Annotated in this window: 18 protein-coding genes and 1 pseudogene; 8 read left to right on the forward strand and 11 right to left on the reverse strand. The window is 58.4% G+C overall.

Going from position 1 to position 19,637, the window contains the following annotated elements; translation table 11 throughout:
* The first annotated feature begins 3 nt into the window (after nt 1-3).
* Nucleotides 4-549 (forward strand): hypothetical protein, encoded by a 546-nt coding sequence (locus AC0L8G_RS06640; protein ID WP_473387846.1) that lies wholly within the window; start codon nt 4-6, stop codon nt 547-549.
* A gap of 20 nt (nt 550-569) precedes the next feature.
* Here the strand turns inward: AC0L8G_RS06640 and AC0L8G_RS06645 are convergent, their stop codons facing one another.
* Both AC0L8G_RS06645 and AC0L8G_RS06650 read right to left on the reverse strand, forming a co-directional pair.
* Complete coding sequence (locus tag AC0L8G_RS06645; protein ID WP_473387849.1) at nt 570-1,568, reverse strand: amidohydrolase family protein; 999 nt, start codon at nt 1,566-1,568, stop codon at nt 570-572.
* 75 nt (nt 1,569-1,643) lie between these two features.
* A complete protein-coding gene (locus AC0L8G_RS06650; RefSeq protein ID WP_473387851.1) occupies nt 1,644-1,913 on the reverse strand; it encodes a PGPGW domain-containing protein in 270 nt (89 codons plus the stop codon).
* 269 nt (nt 1,914-2,182) lie between these two features.
* Between AC0L8G_RS06650 and AC0L8G_RS06655 the strand changes: the two genes are divergently transcribed.
* Nucleotides 2,183-3,727, forward strand: coding sequence for a UbiD family decarboxylase (locus tag AC0L8G_RS06655; RefSeq protein ID WP_473387853.1), 1,545 nt, complete (start codon nt 2,183-2,185; stop codon nt 3,725-3,727).
* Entirely contained in the window at nt 3,727-4,227 is a 501-nt protein-coding gene (locus tag AC0L8G_RS06660) for a GNAT family N-acetyltransferase (RefSeq protein ID WP_473388818.1), read from the forward strand. The genes AC0L8G_RS06655 and AC0L8G_RS06660 overlap by 1 nt, the downstream gene beginning before the upstream one ends.
* Nucleotides 4,228-4,395: 168 nt before the next feature.
* On the opposite strand, the gene AC0L8G_RS06665 is transcribed toward AC0L8G_RS06660, so the two are convergent.
* Nucleotides 4,396-4,680: a GIY-YIG nuclease family protein gene (locus tag AC0L8G_RS06665; RefSeq protein ID WP_473387854.1), complete on the reverse strand. Its 285-nt coding sequence runs from the start codon at nt 4,678-4,680 to the stop codon at nt 4,396-4,398.
* A 234-nt stretch (nt 4,681-4,914) separates the two neighbouring features.
* Here AC0L8G_RS06665 and AC0L8G_RS06670 point away from each other — a divergent pair, with 234 nt between their 5' ends.
* Both AC0L8G_RS06670 and AC0L8G_RS06675 read left to right on the forward strand, forming a co-directional pair.
* On the forward strand, nt 4,915-5,346 hold the full coding sequence (locus AC0L8G_RS06670) for a hypothetical protein (protein WP_473387856.1): 432 nt from the start codon (nt 4,915-4,917) through the stop codon (nt 5,344-5,346).
* A 179-nt stretch (nt 5,347-5,525) separates the two neighbouring features.
* Nucleotides 5,526-6,599: a helix-turn-helix transcriptional regulator gene (locus tag AC0L8G_RS06675; protein ID WP_473387858.1), complete on the forward strand. Its 1,074-nt coding sequence runs from the start codon at nt 5,526-5,528 to the stop codon at nt 6,597-6,599.
* A gap of 6 nt (nt 6,600-6,605) precedes the next feature.
* Here the strand turns inward: AC0L8G_RS06675 and AC0L8G_RS06680 are convergent.
* Nucleotides 6,606-7,449, reverse strand: a pseudogene (locus AC0L8G_RS06680) (ATPase).
* 211 nt (nt 7,450-7,660) lie between these two features.
* Here AC0L8G_RS06680 and AC0L8G_RS06685 point away from each other — a divergent pair.
* On the forward strand, nt 7,661-8,554 hold the full coding sequence (locus AC0L8G_RS06685; RefSeq protein WP_473387859.1) for a sulfotransferase domain-containing protein: 894 nt from the start codon (nt 7,661-7,663) through the stop codon (nt 8,552-8,554).
* A gap of 3 nt (nt 8,555-8,557) precedes the next feature.
* Here the strand turns inward: AC0L8G_RS06685 and AC0L8G_RS06690 are convergent, their stop codons facing one another.
* The 3 genes from AC0L8G_RS06690 to AC0L8G_RS06700 all read right to left on the reverse strand — a co-directional run bounded on the left by AC0L8G_RS06690 (nt 8,558) and on the right by AC0L8G_RS06700 (nt 13,228).
* Complete coding sequence (locus AC0L8G_RS06690; RefSeq protein WP_473387861.1) at nt 8,558-9,151, reverse strand: hypothetical protein; 594 nt, start codon at nt 9,149-9,151, stop codon at nt 8,558-8,560.
* Nucleotides 9,152-9,314: 163 nt separating this feature from the next.
* A complete protein-coding gene (locus tag AC0L8G_RS06695) occupies nt 9,315-11,525 on the reverse strand; it encodes an AAA family ATPase (RefSeq protein ID WP_473387863.1) in 2,211 nt (736 codons plus the stop codon).
* Nucleotides 11,526-11,548: 23 nt separating this feature from the next.
* The gene (locus AC0L8G_RS06700; protein WP_473387865.1) at nt 11,549-13,228 is read right to left on the reverse strand and encodes a hypothetical protein; all 1,680 of its coding nucleotides are present in this window, start codon (nt 13,226-13,228) and stop codon (nt 11,549-11,551) included.
* 391 nt (nt 13,229-13,619) lie between these two features.
* Between AC0L8G_RS06700 and yghU the strand changes: the two genes are divergently transcribed.
* Together yghU and AC0L8G_RS06710 are read left to right on the forward strand one after the other, a co-directional pair.
* Nucleotides 13,620-14,606 carry a glutathione-dependent disulfide-bond oxidoreductase gene (gene yghU, locus AC0L8G_RS06705; protein WP_473387867.1) on the forward strand — a complete coding sequence of 329 codons (987 nt, stop codon included), beginning with the start codon at nt 13,620-13,622 and terminating at the stop codon, nt 14,604-14,606.
* Nucleotides 14,607-14,699: 93 nt separating this feature from the next.
* Entirely contained in the window at nt 14,700-15,767 is a 1,068-nt protein-coding gene (locus AC0L8G_RS06710) for a DUF481 domain-containing protein (RefSeq protein ID WP_473387870.1), read from the forward strand.
* Between the two features lie 18 nt (nt 15,768-15,785).
* Here the strand turns inward: AC0L8G_RS06710 and AC0L8G_RS06715 are convergent, their stop codons facing one another.
* The 4 genes from AC0L8G_RS06715 to AC0L8G_RS06730 form a co-directional block, all read right to left on the reverse strand.
* Nucleotides 15,786-16,583 carry a copper resistance protein B gene (locus AC0L8G_RS06715; RefSeq protein ID WP_473387872.1) on the reverse strand — a complete coding sequence of 266 codons (798 nt, stop codon included), beginning with the start codon at nt 16,581-16,583 and terminating at the stop codon, nt 15,786-15,788.
* Between the two features lie 2 nt (nt 16,584-16,585).
* Nucleotides 16,586-18,382, reverse strand: coding sequence for a copper resistance system multicopper oxidase (locus AC0L8G_RS06720; protein ID WP_473387874.1), 1,797 nt, complete (start codon nt 18,380-18,382; stop codon nt 16,586-16,588).
* Nucleotides 18,383-18,406: 24 nt separating this feature from the next.
* The gene (locus AC0L8G_RS06725) at nt 18,407-18,916 is read right to left on the reverse strand and encodes a copper-binding protein (RefSeq protein ID WP_473387875.1); all 510 of its coding nucleotides are present in this window, start codon (nt 18,914-18,916) and stop codon (nt 18,407-18,409) included.
* Between the two features lie 77 nt (nt 18,917-18,993).
* The gene (locus AC0L8G_RS06730; protein WP_473387877.1) at nt 18,994-19,425 is read right to left on the reverse strand and encodes a hypothetical protein; all 432 of its coding nucleotides are present in this window, start codon (nt 19,423-19,425) and stop codon (nt 18,994-18,996) included.
* Between the last annotated feature and the right edge of the window lie 212 nt (nt 19,426-19,637).

The raw sequence follows: 19,637 nt of genomic DNA on the forward strand, positions 1-19,637 counted from the left end.
TCTATGGAAGTTCCAAACCTAAAAGGAGAAATCGTTTCACGGATTCTCAGCTTGGAACATGTAGATGATGATTGCGAAACATTTGAATCCGAGTTCATCGGGCGACAAGAAAAATTTCTCCAAGCCACCGCAAGAATTGAGCCGGATCATGATCTATTCGTTGTATTCAATATTCCTAGGAATACGCCTTCTATCTTTATCACTGTAAGTGATGGCGAAAGAAAATTAATCCGACAAGTGGTCTCAAACTTGGAGGGGATTGAATTGGAAGGACGGCGGCTGGAGCCAACAGATGTCGTTGCGTTTAATGATACGAAACTGCGAGAACGTGGGGTCGTCGCAGTTGTACTTCTGCCACTTTCCGTTTCCGGGATCTTATGTGACTTGGAAGAGAACTTTTCCCTCAATGGACAAGTTTATAGTTTTCGATTGATTTGCTTCTTGTCACATGAAGAATACGAGCTTTGGAAGCGTCAAGGTTCTGATGCGCTGATGTCGCATTTTGATGCGATAGATAAAGACCTTCTAACATTCCGCCAGTGTGAGTAAGCGCAGATACTTCCTAGTATTTACTCCTCCAGCCGCAAAAACCGCACGGCATTGTCGTGGAGGATGTCCTTCTTCTGCTCATAGGTGAGGAACGGCGCGTCATTGATGGCGTTTACGCCCTCCTCAATGATGCCGGGCCAGTTCATCTGGTCAGAGCCGAACATGATGCGGTCGCCATAGCCGGCGCGCACCAATTCTTCGAGAAAAGCGTAATAATCATCGCGCGGCGTCGCGATCTGCAAAACGCCCACATCCACATAGAATTGCGGGTACAGATAGAGCATGGCCTTCATATCATCCGTAAACGGAAAGCCCGCATGCATCAGGTAGACGCGAAGGTTTGGATGGCGGTTGAGGATCTCTTCTATGCGTAGCGGGCTTTGCGCTCGAAAGTCCGGATAGAGCATGGGGCTTCCCGGCGGGCCAACGCCGATATGAATGCCGACCGGAATATCGTGCTTGGCCGCCGCGGCCCAGTAATCATCGAAGCCGGGATCATCAGCGAGGACGCCGCTATATTGATTGCTGACTTCGGCCAGGACTTTGAAACCGCCATTTACAAACTCCGCCTCAAGTTGTTCGGCGGAAACTGCATCGCGTTTTATGTTGAGTGCGCGTCCGGCGATGAAAAGCCCCGGCGCCTTGGCCTGCCATGCTGCGACCTCTTCCGGCGCGCCGCTGAGGACGCCTTTAATATTGTGCTTGCGCATGGCGGCGATGGTCTGGTCGCGCACGCCGTCATCAGTTTGCGACCCCCAGATCGGTTCTTCACAGGGCGGGTCTTGCGACAGGCGCGTGAAGAAGACGGGCCATGGCTCCGCCGGGTCGTATTTCAGATCGGCGGCGACGCCGACGCAAACGCCAATCCCCGGCGGGCCGTTGCCGTCCGCCGGATAGACGTGCAGATGCATGTCGATGATTGGGCCCTTATAGGCGCGATGGGCCTTGTCGCCCGCGCTCGCGCCGCTGGTCAGCGCCGCCAGCGTCAGAAGACAGGTCAGAAAAGTGAGTATGCGCATGAAATTCCCCCGATTTCCGCTCGCGGGACTTTAGCACAATAATGCGCGGATGTCTTTTTAGCGCCTATGGCGGGCTTATTCAGCCGGGGTGAAGGGATGCGTTTTGTCGATGGTCGACTTGATCACCGGCGGCATGCGGTGACGCCACTGGCGCAGCTTAGTGTCGAGATCGGGCCATTTGCTGCGCATATAGCGGACCAGACGCTGCACGACCGGGATATAGGGGGCGAGAAGGGCGAAGCCGATGGTCAGCATGATCAGGCCGAACGGGATCGGCAGCGGCAGGATAATAAGACCCGCAACGACCAGCAACGATCCGAACACCTGATGCACTATCGGCAACATGCCGAACTGAACTCCCCGAAACCCCTTTTGCGATGCTTCCGGCGATTGGCCGGGGCGGCGCTGGGTGACTGACAATGAGCGCCCCGTTTATTTGCGGCGCTGCGATAAAGTATGCTTCAGGGCGCTAACCGTAAAGGGCAGGCGGAAAAAATAGATTAAGCTCTGGCTTACTTTTTGGTGAGCAAGACGTTAACGCGGCGAGGCTTTGTCGATTTTGGGGCGGCGCGGCGCCACATGGGAAGGCCGGCCCCCATAAGATAGGAAGATGCATGCCCAAATCCGCTGAAGCCTGTCAGTCCCTGCGCGACTTCATCGCCCGCCTCGAATCAGCTGGAGAGCTGGTCCGCGTCGCCGAGCCGGTCTCGGTGAAGCTCGAAATGACCGAAATCCAGACCCGCCTGCTCGCTGAAGGCGGCCCGGCGGTGCTGTTCGAGCAGCCCCTGATGGATGACGGGTCGGTCTCGCCCATGCCGGTGCTGGTGAACCTCTTCGGCACGGTGAAGCGCGTCGCCATGGGCGTCACCCTGGACGGCAAGGCGCGGGCGACCGGCGAAGATCTGCGCGAGGTCGGCGAGTTGCTCGCCTTTCTGCGCCAGCCGGAGCCGCCGGGCGGGCTCAAAGACGTGATGGAGATGCTGCCCCTCGCCAAGACCGTGATGGCCATGAAGCCCTCAAACCGCGATTGGGGCGCGCCCTGTCAGGAAGTGGTGAAGACCGGCGACGAGATCAATCTCGACGAGCTGCCGATCCAGACTTGCTGGCCGGGCGAGCCGGCGCCGCTCATCACCTGGCCGCTGGTGGTCACCAAGGGACCGGGGACGAAGCGCGAGGACGATTACAATCTCGGCATTTACCGCATGCAAAAGCTCGGGCGCGGCCAGACCATCATGCGCTGGCTTAAACATCGCGGCGGCGCGCAACATCATGCGCGCTGGGGCAAGGAAAAACGCGAGCCGCTTCCCGTCGCCGCCGTCATCGGCGCTGACCCGGGCACCATCCTCGCCGCCGTGACGCCGGTGCCGGACACATTGTCGGAGTATCATTTCGCCGGATTGCTGCGCGGGAAAAAGGTCGAACTGGTCGATTGCAAGACCGTGCCGTTGAAAGTGCCCGCCGAAGCGGAGATCGTGCTTGAAGGCTATGTCTCTCTCGATCAGTATGCTGATGAAGGCCCCTATGGCGATCACACCGGCTACTATAATTCCGTTGAGCGGTTTCCGGTGTTTACTATCACCGCGATCACGCATCGCAAGGACCCAATTTATCTCTCGACCTTTACCGGCCGCCCGCCTGATGAGCCGTCAGTGCTGGGCGAAGCCTTAAACGAGGTGTTCATTCCGTTATTGCAGCAGCAATTTCCCGAGATCACCGATTTCTGGCTGCCGCCCGAGGGCTGTTCCTACCGCATCGCGGTGATCTCCATGAAGAAAGCCTATCCCGGTCACGCCAAGCGCGTGATGATGGGCGCGTGGTCTTATCTGCGCCAGTTCATGTACACCAAATGGATCATCGTCGTGGATGACGACATTGATGCGCGCGACTGGAAAGACGTGATGTGGGCGGTCTCCACCAAGATGGACCCGGCGCGCGACATCACTGTGATCGAAAACACGCCGATCGACTATCTCGACTTCGCATCGCCGGAAGCCTCGCTCGGCTCCAAGATCGGCCTCGACGCCACCGACAAGCTCCCGCCCGAAACCAAGCGCGAGTGGGGCGAAGAAATCCGCATGGATGAGGCGGTGGTGAAAAAGGTCGATGAGATGTGGGGCAAGCTCGGCCTGCCGGGAAGCGGCAAAGGGATTTGGAAGTGATGCTACGGGGAAATCTCGTCGAGCTGCAAAAAGCGCATCTCGATACGATGACCAAGCTACATTTACTGACCCATCACGCGCATGCAGCTCGCATGCCTGATATCTTCGATGGGGATAGAGATGCTCGTGATGTGCGCAAAACGCTTTCTCACTTTATTCCACAGGGGCTGATCGTAAAACGATCCTATGGCAAAGGAATCGGCTGGGAGCTTGAAGGCGAACTATGCGGGTATCTGCTCTATATGACCTATAACGACGTTATCGGTATGGGCTTGAAGGGACATAAGTTTGCGGTTCTTTGGGATATTGCTGTTTCAGAAACACATAAACGGACTGGCATTGCCAGCATGCTACTTGCGGAACTGAAAAATAGACTTGCGGCCGAGGGCGTCGCATCCCTTTCTGCGCAAGTTTGGTTGGTAAACGCCGCGTCTGAATCACTTCTGAAAAGTGTTGGGTTCGATGAGGTGTCTAAAAACTATCAGCTAAATATTAGATAAACACGCGCCCCTGGAAGTCTTTGCGGTCAATAAGGCTGGCGATGCACTAGTCGATTGATTGCTAATGCACGGCCTGCCGGGAAGCGGCAAAGGGATTTGGAAGTAGGCTAAACCTAAACTCCGCTCATCCCGGCGAAGGCCGGGATCTCAGTCGGCAATGGCGCCTCGTCAAATCAAGTGCTCTCCCAAATCGCGCCAATTCGGGTTCATCTCCAGAATGAGGCGCAATTTCCATTCGCGCTTCCATTCCTTAATCTGACGCTCACGACGAAAAGCGCCTTCGCGCGTTTCATGAGGTTCATACCAGACCAGCATTTCGCAATTATATTTGTCTGTGAAGCCGCGCCGAAGATGTGTCCGATGCTCCTCTGCCCGGCGGTTTATATCGTCGGTCATGCCCGTATAGAGCACGCCTTCCGGCTTGTTGGTGACGATATAAACATAGAAAGCCATGTCGCGAGTTTACCATGGTAGCGTCTGTTTCGGGAGATCCCGGCCTTCGCCGGGATGGGCGGAAATTTGAGGGTGCCGCGCCCCATCATCAATTTTGATGATGCCGGGAATTTCGGTCTTCTTATTGTGGCCCGGTCTTCAGCGCATAGCGGGGGAGGGCGGCGATAGCAGCTGCTCGGCTCATGCGCTGAAGGCGCCGGATATCGCATCAAGCCTTAGGAAGGGGATCTCCCAATGCGCAAATCAATCGCCGCCGCCATCGCTCTTACAGTCATGAGCGCCAGCTTCGCCCACGCCGATGACGAGGCGCCGCCCTTGACGCAACCGATGAAATTTGGCGACCAGGCGATGAGCTGCGCGGAAATCGTCGATGAAGTCGGCGCCATGGAAGCGCGCCTTGGCGGCGACCCGTCGCAATCGCTGATGGACGGCGAACAGCTTGCGGGCATCGGAACCGGCTATGCGCAACAAGCCGCGATCTCCGCCGGCGCCGGCGGCGCGGCGGTGGGCGCCATCGGCAAGGTCGGCGGGCTTCTCGGCTCTTCCTCCAAGAAAAAGAAAAAACGCGAAGCCGAAGAAAAGATCGTCGCGGAAAAACGCTGGCTCTATATGGTCGGGCTCTATCACGGCAAAGCCTGCGCCGCGCAGCCTGCCGCCGCCGAGTAAAGCGGCGCGCGGGCGCGGTTAACCGCCGGCCCGCTTATCCACATGAACCATGAGGCGCATCGCTGTTCGCGGCGATGCGCTTTTCCGCGTGTCCCGGCGCACTTGTCGCATGGCGCCGGGCATTGCCCTTCGCGCAAAATGGCGGCGTTGCAAATGCGTAGCCTATGCCTGGGGGCGTCATGAGTTCAGAATTTATCGACCGTATTTACGAGGCCTCCTTCGTTCCGGATATGTGGCCCGCCATCTTGAAAGACCTCGCCGACATGACCGAGTCCAGGGGCGGGTTGTTGCTGTCGACAAAGCAGAAAACCCTCAACTGGACCGCGAGCGACAGCGTCTATGGCGCCTTTGACGAATATCTTCAGGGCGGTTGGTTTCGCCGCTGCGGCCGGCGGGTCTGTCTTCTGGAAAAGGCGCATTCCGCGTTTTTGACCGAGCTCGATTACTGGACCGAAGACGAGCTTGAGAAAAACGAAATCTATCAGGAATTTTTCTATCCGCGCGATCTCGGCTGGTCGGCGGGCACCGGGCTTGTCATGCCCACGGGCGACCACATTGTCGTCAGCGTCGAGCGCAATCATGAGCGCGGCCCGATTGAGGAGTCTTATATCGAGCTGCTCAATTCGCTGCGCCCGCATCTCGCCCGCGCTTCGATGGTCGCCGCGCGCATGGGGCTGCAAACCGCGACAAGCGCGAAAGACGCGTTCTCGAAACTCTCCGTCCCGGTAATCCTGCTCGACCTCAATGGCGTCGGCGTGGAATGCAGCGACGACGCGGCGCAAATGTCCGGCATCGTCCGCTGGGGCGCCAATGAACGCGTCGTGTTGAAAGACAATGACGCGAATGAAATGTTGCAGGCGTCGCTCGCCTCCCTCGACAAGCGCTCCGCCGTGCAGTCCTTCGCGATCAAGGATGTCGATGGTCGCCCCACTCATGTGGCCCATATCGTGCCCATTAGCGGGTCGGCCCATGACATTTTCGCCAAAGGCTATGCGCTGCTGGTGTTCAATCCGCTCAACAACAAGATACGGCCCTCTGCCGACTTGCTGCGCTCGCTGTTTGATCTGACGGCGGCGGAAGCGAGCGTCGCGCGCGAGCTTGGCGCGGGCGTGTCCGTAGAAAAGATTGCGGAAGAAGGCGGCGTATCGATAAACACCGTGCGCACGCAGATCCGTAAAATCATCGAGAAAACCGGCTGCAATCGCCTGCCGGAAGTGGTGTCGCTGATTTCAAACCTGACCTTGCCGCATTAGCGCGGCTTAGCGCTGCGTCTTTACCGCCGCGTCCACAAGGTTCAGGAACTCATCCGGCGTCTGAACTTTTTCGATATCGGTTGCGGCGATTTTCACGCCCCAGTTTTTCGCCACCGCTTCATAGCGCGGCGCGCGCCAGTCAATGAGCCGCGCAAAGCCCCAGCGGATAAACGCATCCGGATCGACTTGCGTTTCCGAAACGCCGGTCGCGGCGAGATAGTCCGCCCAGCATTGGCGCAGGAAGTCTTCATTGTAATACATCGGCTTGGGCGCGCGGTCGAAGCGCGCCTTCAGCGCTTCCTTATGGGCTTCATCGCCGGCGATATAGATGATCAGGCAGCTTTCGGACAGGGCGCTCAGCACCGGATCGTTTTTGTCTTCCGGGTCGACCACTTCACAGATCGAGCCGGATGTGTCGCAGATGAACTTGTCATAGCCGTAAACCGTGCGCGCTTTTTCGATAAACAGCGTCGTGTCGAGCATGGCGCTGATTTCCGCCTCGCGGTGCTGGCGCTGGCGGCGCACATATTCGTCGAAGGGAATGCCGCCCTTGGCCGGATCGCCCGGCTTGCCGAGATAGGTCGACAAGGGTTCAAGATTGTCAAAGGTGATGTTCGACGAGATGTAAATCAGAATCAGAGAGCAGGAGATCGCGCAGCAGCGGCGCCTTCATGGCCTCGCGCTTGAAATTGTCCTCAATCGCTTCGTCCATATAGCGGGTGCCGATGCGGTAATCGACAGAGTAATGAAACCAGCGTTCCTGGGCGCGCAGCATTGAGGCGATGCGCGTCTTGCCGACGCCGGACATGCCCAAAACCGCAATCGGTTTGCCGCGTTTATAGTTCTTCATGATCGCCCGTTCTGCTTGCCGCGCCCCTCCCATAACCGCAAATGGGCGCGCCGCCAAACCCCTGGCCGAAGGCTAGCATGCCCCCGGCAAAGAACGGGTTAAAACGTGCGCCGGATGCGGCGAATCGCTTTGGCTGGGCTAGGCTGGCGCCCGCCCCGGTCGTAGAAGGTCGCGGTGAAATGGAGAGAGGCCCCTATGAACGCCCCATCACATGAGCTGCCGGTCAAAACCCGCGAAATCCACAATAACCATATGGATTCTGACCATCTGGAATGATTTTCCGTTCCGCGATGACGACATCATCATCGCCACTTTCGCCAAGGCCGGAACGACCTGGATGCAGCAGATCGTCTCGCAGCTTGTGTTTGAGGGGGAAGAGGGAATCGACGTGCCGGAGTTGTCGCCCTGGGTCGATTTGCGTCTGCCGCCGCGCGAGGTGAAGTTGCCCGCGCTGGAAGCGCAAACCCATCGCCGGTTTCTGAAAACGCATCTGCCGGTGGACGCCTTCGTTTTCCGCCCGGAGATCAAACATCTCTACATCGCGCGCGACGGCCGCGACATGATCTGGAGCATGCATCATCATCACCAGGCGTTCACGCCGGAATTTTACGACATGCTGAACGCCGTGCCCGATCTTGTCGGGCCGCCGCTTGCGCCGCCGACGGAAGACCCGCGCCAGTATTTCCTTGAATGGCTCGACGAGAACGGCTTTCCGGTCTGGGATATGTGGGAGAATGTGCGCAGTTGGTGGGAGATTCGCGAAATGCCCAATGTCATGCTCATTCATTTCAACGATATGAAAGCAGACCTTGAAGGTTCGATCCGGCGCGTCGCTAACTTCCTTGATATTGAGCCGGGTGCGGATAAATGGCCTGCCATTCTCGAGCACTGCACCTTTGATTATATGAAAGCGAATGCCGACACCTGCGCGCCCGGCGGCGGTGTATTCTGGGAAGGCGGCGCCAAGACCTTCATCAACAAAGGCTCGAACGGGCGCTGGCGCGACGGTTTAACGGCGGAAGACTCCGCGCGCTACGAAGCCAGAGCGCTTGAAGAACTCGGACCCGAATGCGCCGCATGGCTTGAAAAAGGCGGCTGGGCGTAAGCGTCAGGGCGCGCTTTGCGGCCTTGCGCCCACGGGCACGCAGGATGCGTTGACAATATAGGGATACCAGCCGAAAGCCTTCACCCGGCGGCCATAATAGCGGATCGTGCAGTCATTCAATTCGCTCACCATGGCCCCGGCGATTTCCGCCGGGTCATAGGGCTCAAACCGCGTCGTCCAGTATTTGACGTCCATGATGATGTTGTCGCGCAGGCGGTAATAGATCGTGTTGTCGCCGCCGTCGCAGCCCGTAATGTCGCGGCAGCCCATCACCTGAAACAATTCGCGCTCCGGATTGATCAGGTCGGGGCGGCCCAGAAAAAGGTGATCTTCTTTCATGGTCGCCAGCATGCCCGCATCATAGATCGTGCGCGAAATTGTCGGGATGATTTGCTGCACCAGAACAAAGGGCGCGGCGATGGTGATGACGGCTAGCGCCAGCACGGTGACCCCGGCGCGATTGTGGGAAAGTTCGCGTGCTTCTTTCGGCCCTTTATAGGCGAAACTCGCAAAGCTCCAGCGATAAAAGCCGACAACGCGCTTCGTGATCGGCGAGAGAAAACGCGTCACCGGTTTCAGCCAGCCATTCCAGACCATGTCGAACAGGGCTTCGATTTTATTCCAGAGCGCGAGCAGTCTCGTCGCGCTCGCGATCTTGCCCGCGGCGGATTGCTTTTCCCGTTTTGGCGCGATGGTTTCTTGCGCCGCCGCGCGCGCCTTTTTTGCGCCGCGCGGGCGGCGTTCAGGGCGTCATCGCCGCTCATTCAGCCGCCTCCGCGCGGGCCGGCGCAAAGTCCCAGGAAAAGCTGTCATCCGCCGGGTTGAATGTCGCATTGATCGCGCCGCCCGCCGCATCGCCGGAATGGGTGAGCACGATTTTCGCCGCTTCGTTGATGAGATTGTTCTGAACGAATTTCTGCACCTGCCGCGCGCCTTCTTCCTGCAGATATTTTCGCGCGACGATTTCGGCGATGTCCTCATCGGGCAGGTTGATCTCGATGGCTTTTTTCTGGCGCTTCAGATTGTCATTCTTTTTGGCGATGAGGCGCTTGACGATGCGCGCAATGTCTTCATGCGACAGCGCCTTGAACAAGAGGAACGCATCGACGCGGTTGATCAATTCCTGCGGGAAGATCTTGCGGATCTCGCTCTTGATATCCTCGCTGGAGTTTTCCGAAGTGCGCGCCGCGTCAAAACTCAAATGCTGCGCGAGATTGGTCGTCATGATGAACAAGGTGTTTTTAAAATCCACCGTGCCGAGTTCGTCGCTGAGGCGGCCCTTGTCGAGCAATTGCAGCAGGATCTTGAATACGTCCGGATGGGCCTTTTCCACCTCGTCGAGCAGGATCACCTGATAGGGGCGCCGGCGCACCGCATTGGTCAGCATGCCGCCTTCGCCATAACCGGCATAGCCCGGCGGCGCGCCAATGAGCCGCGCGACCGTGTGTTTTTCCATGAATTCAGACATGTCGAAAACGGTGAGGGCGTCCGCATCATCGAACAAATCTTCTGCGAGACACTCAGCGGAATAGGTCTTGCCGACGCCGGAGGAACCGACTGCGATGAAGGAACCGATGGGCGCTTCGGGATTGTTCAGCCCGGCCTTTGCGGTGAGCACCGCGTCGGCGATGGTGGCGACCGCATCATCCTGACCGAATATTTTTTCTTTCAGGCGGCTTTCCAGTCCCAGGGCGCGCGTCGCTTCATCGGCGTTCAGGTCTTTTGTCGGGATGCCGGACATCTCGCTGAAAAAGTCGCGCACATCGGCGACGGTGAGTTCAAGCGTTTCGTTGTTTTCGCTGCGGACGGCGCGGGCGCGTTTGTCTGCCTCTTCAAGCAGGCGCGTCGTCTCGCGGATATATTTTTCGACATCCTTGATTTCGACGGTCTTATGCGCGGCGAGATCGCGTTCGCTCGCCTCACGTCCATGAGCCTCGTGAAAGGCGGCGCGCAGCGCGTCAGTCGCCTTGGCGAGTTCGAGATTTAGTTCTTCAAGGCCGCGTTCATGTTTGCGTTTTTCCAGATAGGCGGCGCCCAATGCGCGGGCGCGCTCTTCCCACAGTCGGGTGATGTCATCGACCTGTTTGGAGAGTTTCGCGCGTTCGGACGCATTCGCCGGGCTGTCTTCAAGCGCGACGAGTTTCTTTTCCAGCGCATCAAGCTCCGGCGGGCGGGCCTGGCGGCGCGAGACAAACTGGCTGGCGACGCGATCGCGCATTCTGAGTGCGCGCGCCGGTTGATGGCGCATATACATCGACAGATTGGGGAATTGCAGCGTCAGATTGACGATTTCTGTATTGGCGTCGTCGCTGATCGTCAGATTGTCGAAATGCTTTTCAATCGCCGGCTTTGAGCGCGTCATGATTTCAAGAATTTCTTCGCGCGCCGGCGGCTTTTTCTCCAGCACGGTGAAGAGTTCGGCGATGTCGGAATGGCAATTGAGAATTTCGCCAAGCTTGTTTTTGCCCGGCTCGTCGCGGACCATCAATATGCAATGGAAGGAGCGTTTTTTCAGCTCGCGCACCAGAATGGAAATCAGCCCCTGCACCTGATTGTCGTCAATGCCGCGCAACAGATCGTTGCCGTCCTCGACGAGAAGCACATGATCGCCGGGCTTGTCGAGTTCGGCGAAAACCAGCTTGATGTTCTTTTCGATTTTCTGCGGGTCGTTGCTGTCAAACAGCGTGTTGGTGTCGAGCAGCACAAAACGCCGGTCGATCATATGCAAGGGCAGGCGCTTTTCATTCGGCCCGATCTTGCCTTCGATGGTCTTCTTTTTCTTCTGGATGATGCCGTAAAGATTGGCGGTCTTGCCGACGCCGGAACGGCCTGCATAGATCAGATTCGAATATTGGTTCTGACCAAGAATGCTCGAGATTTTCTCGATATCACCTTCGCCGACAAACTCGAAACCGGGCTCGACCAGGTCAAGATAGTCTTCAAGATCAAAGAGCAGCTTGTTTTCCATCATTCCCTCCCGCGATTGCCCGGTCTCTATTCATCCTCCGTATAGAGCTTTTTGTTTACCGTCGCTTCGATGGCGAGGGCGTCTTCATTGGCGCGGGCGAGATTTTCCGACTGCTCGATAAGCTTGTCGATCAGCGCCTTGCGCTCTTCGGCGATCTCAAGGACCACGTCGTTTTTAACGTCGATCGAGTCGGCCATTTCTTTCAGCGTCGCATTGAGGTCGCGGATCGAGGCGTTTTTCGCCATCCGGCCCATCAGCGCGCGCTCCATTTCTTTGGCGAGATCGCCCAGCGCGGCCTCGGATTCTTTGGTGTACTGGCCCTTGGTGATGACCGACTGAACAAAAGTAGCCAGCCCCTCAACGCGCATCAGCGTGTTGTTGCCGGAGACCGCCGCAGAGCCGACCGCCAGCATTTGCTGTTCAATGGCGTCGGCAAGGCCTTCTTCCATCTGGTCTTTGAAATTGGTCAGGCTCGATTCGATTTTGCCAAGCTCGCCGGAAACGGCGGCTGTCGACTGAATGGTCTTGTCGATGGCGGAAATGTGCTGGTTGATGGCGCGCTTTTTCTTTTCATGGGTCAGCGCATCGACGCCGGTCGCTTCCGGCGCAGCCTCAAAGGCTTTCAACGCATGGGCGTTCTTTTCCTGCGCGTCGCGCTGCGCATCGAGCAGCACCGCGACATTTTCCTTGGTGTTGTGCGTCAGCGTGTGCACGCCGGTGACGCGCTGCAGAAGCGACTCCAATTGTTCGCGCACGCCGGTCAGGGTTTCTTCGGTGTTGTCGATGTAAGACAAGGTCAGATCCGACAGCGCCTTGACCCGCTCGATGAATTCCTCATTGCCGATATCGAGGATTTCAAGAATCTTTTCATTGATGCGCCAGTCATCGGTGTCGATAAAGCCTTGATAAGCGGCTGCGCGCTCTTCCAGCGCTTCGGAAGCGTGAACCAGTTCCGTCTTTTTCTTTTCAATGGCGGCTTCCGCCACGGTGCGCTGTTCGCGCCGGCGGGTGAGGAGCTTCTTCTTCTCGCCCTTGAAGAACAGGAAGGCGTCTTTTTCATCGGTTTCAATGGCGCGCGACAGGGCTTTCACGCTCGCGGCCTGGCCGGCGAGAAACTCGTTCAAGCCTTCGACGGCGCCTGTCGCTTCGTTCAGCGCCTTTTCCAGCGCGTTCTTTTCAAGCTCTTTGTCGCGGGCGGCGAGCATGGCGTCGATCAGCCCTTGCGGTCCGCCTTTCTGTTCGATCAGCTCGTCGATCAGTTCCAGCTTGGCTTTGAGGTCCGCGCGGTCGCCGACCAGCGAGTGATATTCCTCGAACACATCCTTGATGCCGGTGCGGAGATGCGACAGCGGGTTGTCACGAACCAGTTCGATGCTCTCTTTATTGTGCTGGGTGAAATCGGCGAGCAGGGCGGCGACGATGGCGCGGTTCTCGTTCAGGCGCTGAACATTGCCCTCAAGGTCTTCCTCGTCAAAGGTGAGCAGCGCCGTCAGTGCTTCAATCTTCTGGCGCGGATCAAGGCTTGCATCCGTCAGAATGCGGAAGGCTTCGGTTTCCTCAATAGAGGTGCGCTCCGCCGTTTCGACTTCGCCGCTGAGGCTGGTCTTCACGGTGCGGCGGGTTTTCTCCGCCGCTTCGCTCTGGGTTTCGCGCAAGCGCGCTCTTACTGCTTCGAACCGGTTTGTGAGGTCGTCATCAGCCGCCATCCGGGGCCCCCTTTGCTGCTCGTGTTCCCGTGGGAATCGTTAAGGCCAATCCACCTTGCCTGCAATCGGGCGCAGTTCCGCTGCCGGCGGCGCGCGTGAAGATTGTGCGCCGCTCGTGATGAAATGCAATAATCTACTATTAATCGCCCGTATTTGCTGGGATCAGCCCTTACTTCCCTCTCCCATGACAAGGATATGAGGTGCGGCAAATCGCGTTTCAAGATTTCGGGCCGGATTATTGGCCACCAGGGCGCGGCGAGGGCGCATGGGCCCGCTTGCGCTTCATAGGCAAGGAAGCACTTCCAATTTAGTCGATCAACGCTTTGTGTGTTCGCTTAGGGTGCCCCAGCCGCTATCTAGACGAGCACATGAAGAAGAGGAATGAGGCCCCATGAGCGACAATAACGATCCGTCAAAAAACCTGCCTACGGGCTATGTTCCGCCCAAGGTCTGGACATGGGACGCGGCGAATGGCGGCGAGTTCGCCAGCATCAACCGGCCGATCTCCGGCGCGACCAGTGAAAAGGTGCTGCCCGTGGGCGAGCATCCGCTGCAGCTTTATTCGCTCGGCACACCCAACGGCGTGAAGGTCACCATCATGCTCGAAGAGTTGCTGGCCGCCGGTCATGCGGGTGCGGAGTATGACGCCTGGATGATCAGCATTGGCGCCGGCGATCAGTTCGGCAGCGGCTTTGTCGAGATCAATCCGAATTCGAAAATTCCCGCCATGGCGGACCACTCTACCGACCCGGTGACGCGCCTGTTCGAAAGCGGCTCGATGCTGTTTTATTTGGCGGAAAAATTCGGCGCCTTCCTGCCGACCGAGCATTACAAGCGCGCCGAAACGATGAACTGGCTGATGTGGCAGATGGGCTCAGCGCCTTTTGTCGGCGGCGGCTTCGGACATTTCTACAATTATGCGCCGTTCAAAATTCAATATGCGATCGACCGCTATGCAATGGAGACCAAGCGCCAGATGCATGTGCTCGACACGCATCTTGCGAAAAACAAATATATGGCGGGGGACGAATACACCATTGCCGATATGGCGATCTGGCCCTGGTATGGCTCGATGATGCGTGCGGCCTATGGGGCGCAGGAATTCCTCTCCGTGCATGAATATAAAAATCTCGACCGTTGGGTCGATCTGATTGGCGAGCGTCCGGCGGTCAAGCGCGGCGCAATGGTCAACCGCACCTTCGGCGAGCCGGATACGCAATTGCGCGAACGCCACAGCGCCAGCGACTTCGAAAATAACCGCGAGGACATGGTCATCGCGCGGGGCGGCAAGCGAGATCTGATTTTTCGCGTCCCTGTTAAAGCCAAGCCTGTCAACGCGCTTTCGCCATCCGGCGAAGGCGCGTTTTTTATACGCTGAAATTTAGCCTCAGACCGTTTGGAAGGCGTGCGATTTTGTGTATTTTGCCGGCGGTTCAAAAATGTAATCGAGTAAGCGTGAAAGGCCCGTCACATGTCGCTGCGCCGGATATGGACGATTTTGGGAATTACAGTCGCCGCCGTTGCGCCGGCATGGGCCGCCGAGCCCCAGGACAAAATCACCGCAAGCTATATCGTTGCGCCGGCCCCGGAGGTCGCGGCGGCGCGGGACACGCTGCCCGCCGGCATTCGCGCCATGCTCGATGTCGCCGCGAAGACCGATGACGCCTCCCAGGTGGGGGCGGTCGCCTATGCGACGCGGGAGGTCTATCCCGAACATGCAGAAGCCATTCGCCTTTACAGCGATTATCTGCGCGCGCTGATCATGCCGCTTGATGGCGACTATGACCGGCTGGTCGTGCGCTATAAGCCGAAGCAGGACGCGGCGGCGCCCAAGGTCAAACCGCGCACCGCCGAACAATCGGTCCAGCCCGCGCCGGCGCCGAAATTTCTCGGCCTTGGCGACTGGACCGGCAAGGTCGGCGCCTCGGGCGTCATCTCGACCGGCAATTCGCGCAACTCGGCGGCGGGTCTCCTTGTCGACGCCAAGCTTCCCGATGGCGATTTCACCCATAATCTGAAAATGTTTTTCGATTACGGCCGGTCAAAGGGCGTCAAAACCCAGCAGCGCTGGGGCGGGTCCTACAAGCTCGACTATGCGGTCAGCGAAGACAGCTTCGCCTATGGGCGGTTCTCGTACGATGAGGATGAGTTTTCAGGATTCGACTACCGCCTGTTCGCCGGGCTTGGCGCCGGGCATTGGCTCATTCGTTCTGAAAAGACGGCGCTCAGCCTTGAGGGCGGACCGGGCTACCAATATGCGCCGATCGACGACACGCGCGAAACCGACAGTCACTTCGCCTTTTACAGCGCCGCCAAGTTTCATCAGGTCATACGCGACGGGCTTAAATTCGAGCAGAATTTCGACGCAACATGGACGGAGCCGACAACGACGCTGCTGTCGAACACCGCGCTGACGACGGCGTTCACCGACACGCTGTCGACCGGGATTTCCTACACCTATCGTTATGAAACTGACCCGCCGGATGGCCGCGTCAAAACCGACACGACCTTCCGGGTTAATCTGAATTACGACTTCTAACGCGAAGCCGCGAGCGCGCTAGAACCAGAACCTGACGCCGCCGACAAGCGACAGGGCGGATGGGTCTTCGCCATTGGCGCGGGTGAAGTCGGCGGTTCCGCCGGTCTGGCGCGACCAGTTGACTCCGATATAGGGCGCGAATTCGCGTTTGATCTCATAGCGAAGCCGCGCGCCGAGTTCGATTGCCGACAGGCCCGCGCCGGTTTCCAACGCATCGACCTGCTGAAATGAAATGTCGGCCTCCGCGCTGGGCTGCAACACCAGTCGCTGGGTCAGCATCAGTTCATATTCAGCCTTTAACCGAGCACTGACATCGCCTTTGTTGCTGACGAAAAGCGCGGCGTCGACTTCGAACCAATAAGGGGCGAGGCCTTGCACGCCGACAACCGCGTAACTGCGCGACGGGTCGGGGCTGAAATCATGGCGGATGCCCGCCTGGAAATCGAAATAGCGGGAGATGGCGCGCGACCACAGCGCCTGTAGCTCCGCTTCTTCAAAGGCGTCGTCGTCGAAGGAATATTCCGTCTCGGTCTTGAGACGCAGCTTGTTGCGGTCGCCGCCCCACCAGGCTTGTCCTTCAAAGACCAGCGCCGGATCGCCTTCGCCGGTCTGGATTTCCAGCCGGTCGCCGAGAACATAATAGGCCGTGCCGGCGCCATGTTCTTTCAGAACGGCGCGGCGCGACGCCGCCATCTCGCCGGCGTCGTGATAGGCGTCCGCCTGTGCCCATGGCGGGTTGCTCTCTTCTTCCGCCAGTGCGGCGCCGGAAAATGAGCAGGCGAAGAGCAGGGCGGTGCATATTTCACGATAGGTCATGATCAATGCTCCCCATGCTGATGGCTGGTTTGTTCAGGCATTGGCATATCGCCATGATCCATCGCAGTCGCCCGTGCGCCTTCGCCTTTCGGCAGGACAGACACCACTTGCATCATGCCCGCATGCATGTGGAACAGGAGATGGCAATGAAACGCCCAGTCGCCCACATGATCGGCGCTCACATCGAATGACAGTTTTTCGCCGGGCTTTACATTCACCGTATGTTTGCGCGGGCGATGATTGCTGTCTTCGGTGATGAGATCGAAGAACATGCCGTGCAAATGGATGGGATGCGTCATCATCGTATCGTTGACGAGGGTGAAGCGCACGCGCTCGCCCTCATGGAGCGTGATGGGTTTTTCGATGGCGGAGAATTTGACGCCGTCAAAGCCCCACATGAAGCGTTCCATATTGCCGGTGAGATGAATTTCAATTTCCCGCTCTGGCGGGCGCGGGTCCGGATTGGGCGCAAGGGCGTTGAGCTGGGTATAGCGCAAGGCGCGATGGGGAACATTTTCCAGTCCGAGACCGGGTTCGTTCAACCGGTTTGTCGGGGCAGCCGCCACCATGTCGACGCCGATTCCGGTTTTGTGGTGATGTTCCTGTTTCGCGGGCGCCGATCCCATTTGATGGGCGCTGTGATCCATCCCGGCCATCTCGCCCATGTTTCCATGATCCATCGCCATATCTTTATGTGTCAGGATCGGGCGTTCGCGCAGCAAGGGCGCCGTGGCGCGCATATCCGGGCGCGGCGCCAGCGTCGCGACGGCCTGTCCCGAGCGGTCAATCGATTCCGCGACCAGGGCGAAGGGACGCGCGCGCGTCGGCTCAACGATAACGTCATAGGTTTCGGCGACGCCGATCTGAAATTCATCCGTGTCGACGGGCCGCACCGGAAGGCCATCCGCTTGCACCACACTCATCGGCAGGCCTGGAATGCGGAAATTGAAAATCGTCATCGCCGATGCATTGATGATCCGCAGGCGAATGCGTTCGCCGGTTTCAAACAGCGCTGTCCAGTTATCCTCCGTGGAATGTCCGTTGATCAGATAGGTGTAGGCGGCGCCGGTCACGTCTGCGATATCGGTCGCCGACATGCGCATCTGTCCCCACATGGCGCGGTCTTTGATGGTGGCGCCGAGGCCGTTGTCCTTTGCATCGTGCAGGAAATCCGCGGCGGTGCGTTCCTGCATGTTGAAGACTTCATTGTTCTTCTTCAGCTTGGCGTAGACTTTGTGCGGATGTTCAAACAGCCAGTCTGACAACACCACCACATATTCGCGGTCATAGGCGACCGGGTCTGCGCCCGCCGGGTCAATGATGATCGGCCCGTAAAGCCCGCTTTGTTCCTGAAGACCCGAATGCGAGTGATACCAATAGGTGCCGCTTTGCGGAACGGCGAACTCATAGGTGAAGCTTTGCTTCGGCTTGATGCCCGGAAAGGAAACGCCTGGCACGCCGTCCATGTAAAACGGCACCAGCAAGCCATGCCAGTGAATGGAGGTGTCCTCATCCAGCGTATTGCGCACCGTCATGGTCACGCGTTCGCCTTCGCGGAAGCGGATCAACGGCGCCGGCAATGTTCCGTTCACTGTCACCGCATGCCCTTCGCGTCCGTCGATCATCGCTTTCGAATGGCCGATGGCGAGGTCGAAATTCGGACCGGTGAGCGCGGCGGGGCTTTGTCGCGCGCCATGTCCATGATGGTCGGATTGCGCCCATGCGGGCAGGAGGCTTAACGCGCCGGCATAGAGCCCGCCGCCAGTCGCGCCTTGCAACAAATGTCGTCTCGTAAACATTCAAATATTCCTTGAGCGGTGGCGCTAGTGATGGCCGTGATGGTGCGACGCGTCGGTTTTTGCATTGCTGCAATCTTTCCCGGCGGCGGTCGCGAGCCTCACTTGCTCTTCGCCCATTTTCGTCATGCAGGCCTGATGCGCGCCTTCGTCGATTTCAACCGAGCACATGATGGCGATTGACCATGCGTCTTTCTTGGCGGGCTTCAGCATGAGGTGCACTTTCTCGCCCTGATAGAATGCGGCGAGGTCGACCATTGCGCTTTCAACCGGAAGATCGCGTGTAGAGGCGTCCCAGTTGAGCATGTCGATGGGGTCGAGCGTCAGCTTCGCTGTGGCGTTTTTCACGTCCAGCGCATCGATCACGCCTGCGCCCATGGGCATGACGCATTCATTTTCGCCTGTTGCTTCGGGGCCGCTCATCGTTCGCGACTCGCCATGACCTTCATGGCTCATAGTGTCATGGGCGGATTGGGCTTGCGCGGCAGACGCGGCGAGCAGAGCTGCGCAAAGCGCATTGAAAAAAGATAGCTTCATCTGGATGTCTCCATAAATCTGATTGAGGGCGTGAACGCATGCGACCCTGCGTAAGGGTCAAAGCAGCGCGGGCCCGATCAGGTGCGGAGACGGGTTTTCAGGGAAACCGGCGAGGAGCGCGGCGGCGCCGACCAATGCGGGGGCGCATGAAGGCTGTTTGCGCGTTGGGGCGGCGCGTGGAAATGCGTCGCGGAGGCGAGGATCGCTGTCGTTGTCTTGACGGTCGCGGCGATTGTTGCGTCCGCGCGCGCGCCTTGAATAATGTCGAAGCTCGCTTGCGCCGTGCAGTCGAAACCGTCGCCGCATTCATGCGGCGGCGTTTCATTTGCGTGGGAGTCATGCGCCGCCATAGCGCCATGATCATGGCCGGATTGCATGGCGGGACCGGCGGCGTGATGCGCTGCAGATCCGTGATCCATCGCCGGGGCGGAGATATGCGGCGCGCAGGCGCAGGCGGCTTGCAGCGCGCCCATAAGGGCGAACATCACCGCAAGAACCACATGTGTCACGGGGCGCATCATTATTCGGCGGGTTCCATCCTCATATTCTGCCGGATTTCTATCATGTAGCGGCGGGGGTCGCCAGCAACCAGCCTGCTCTCTCGATTGTGCGCCGGACCTTCATGCGCCGGGCCCTGAAAAAGCGCCGGGCGGCGGCCGGTCAGTATCTGCGCGAGCGGGTATTTATATCGAAATCCGAAATAAATTTCGCCAGAAGGCGA

It is taken from the genome of Hyphococcus sp. D3-15 (assembly GCF_055809375.1).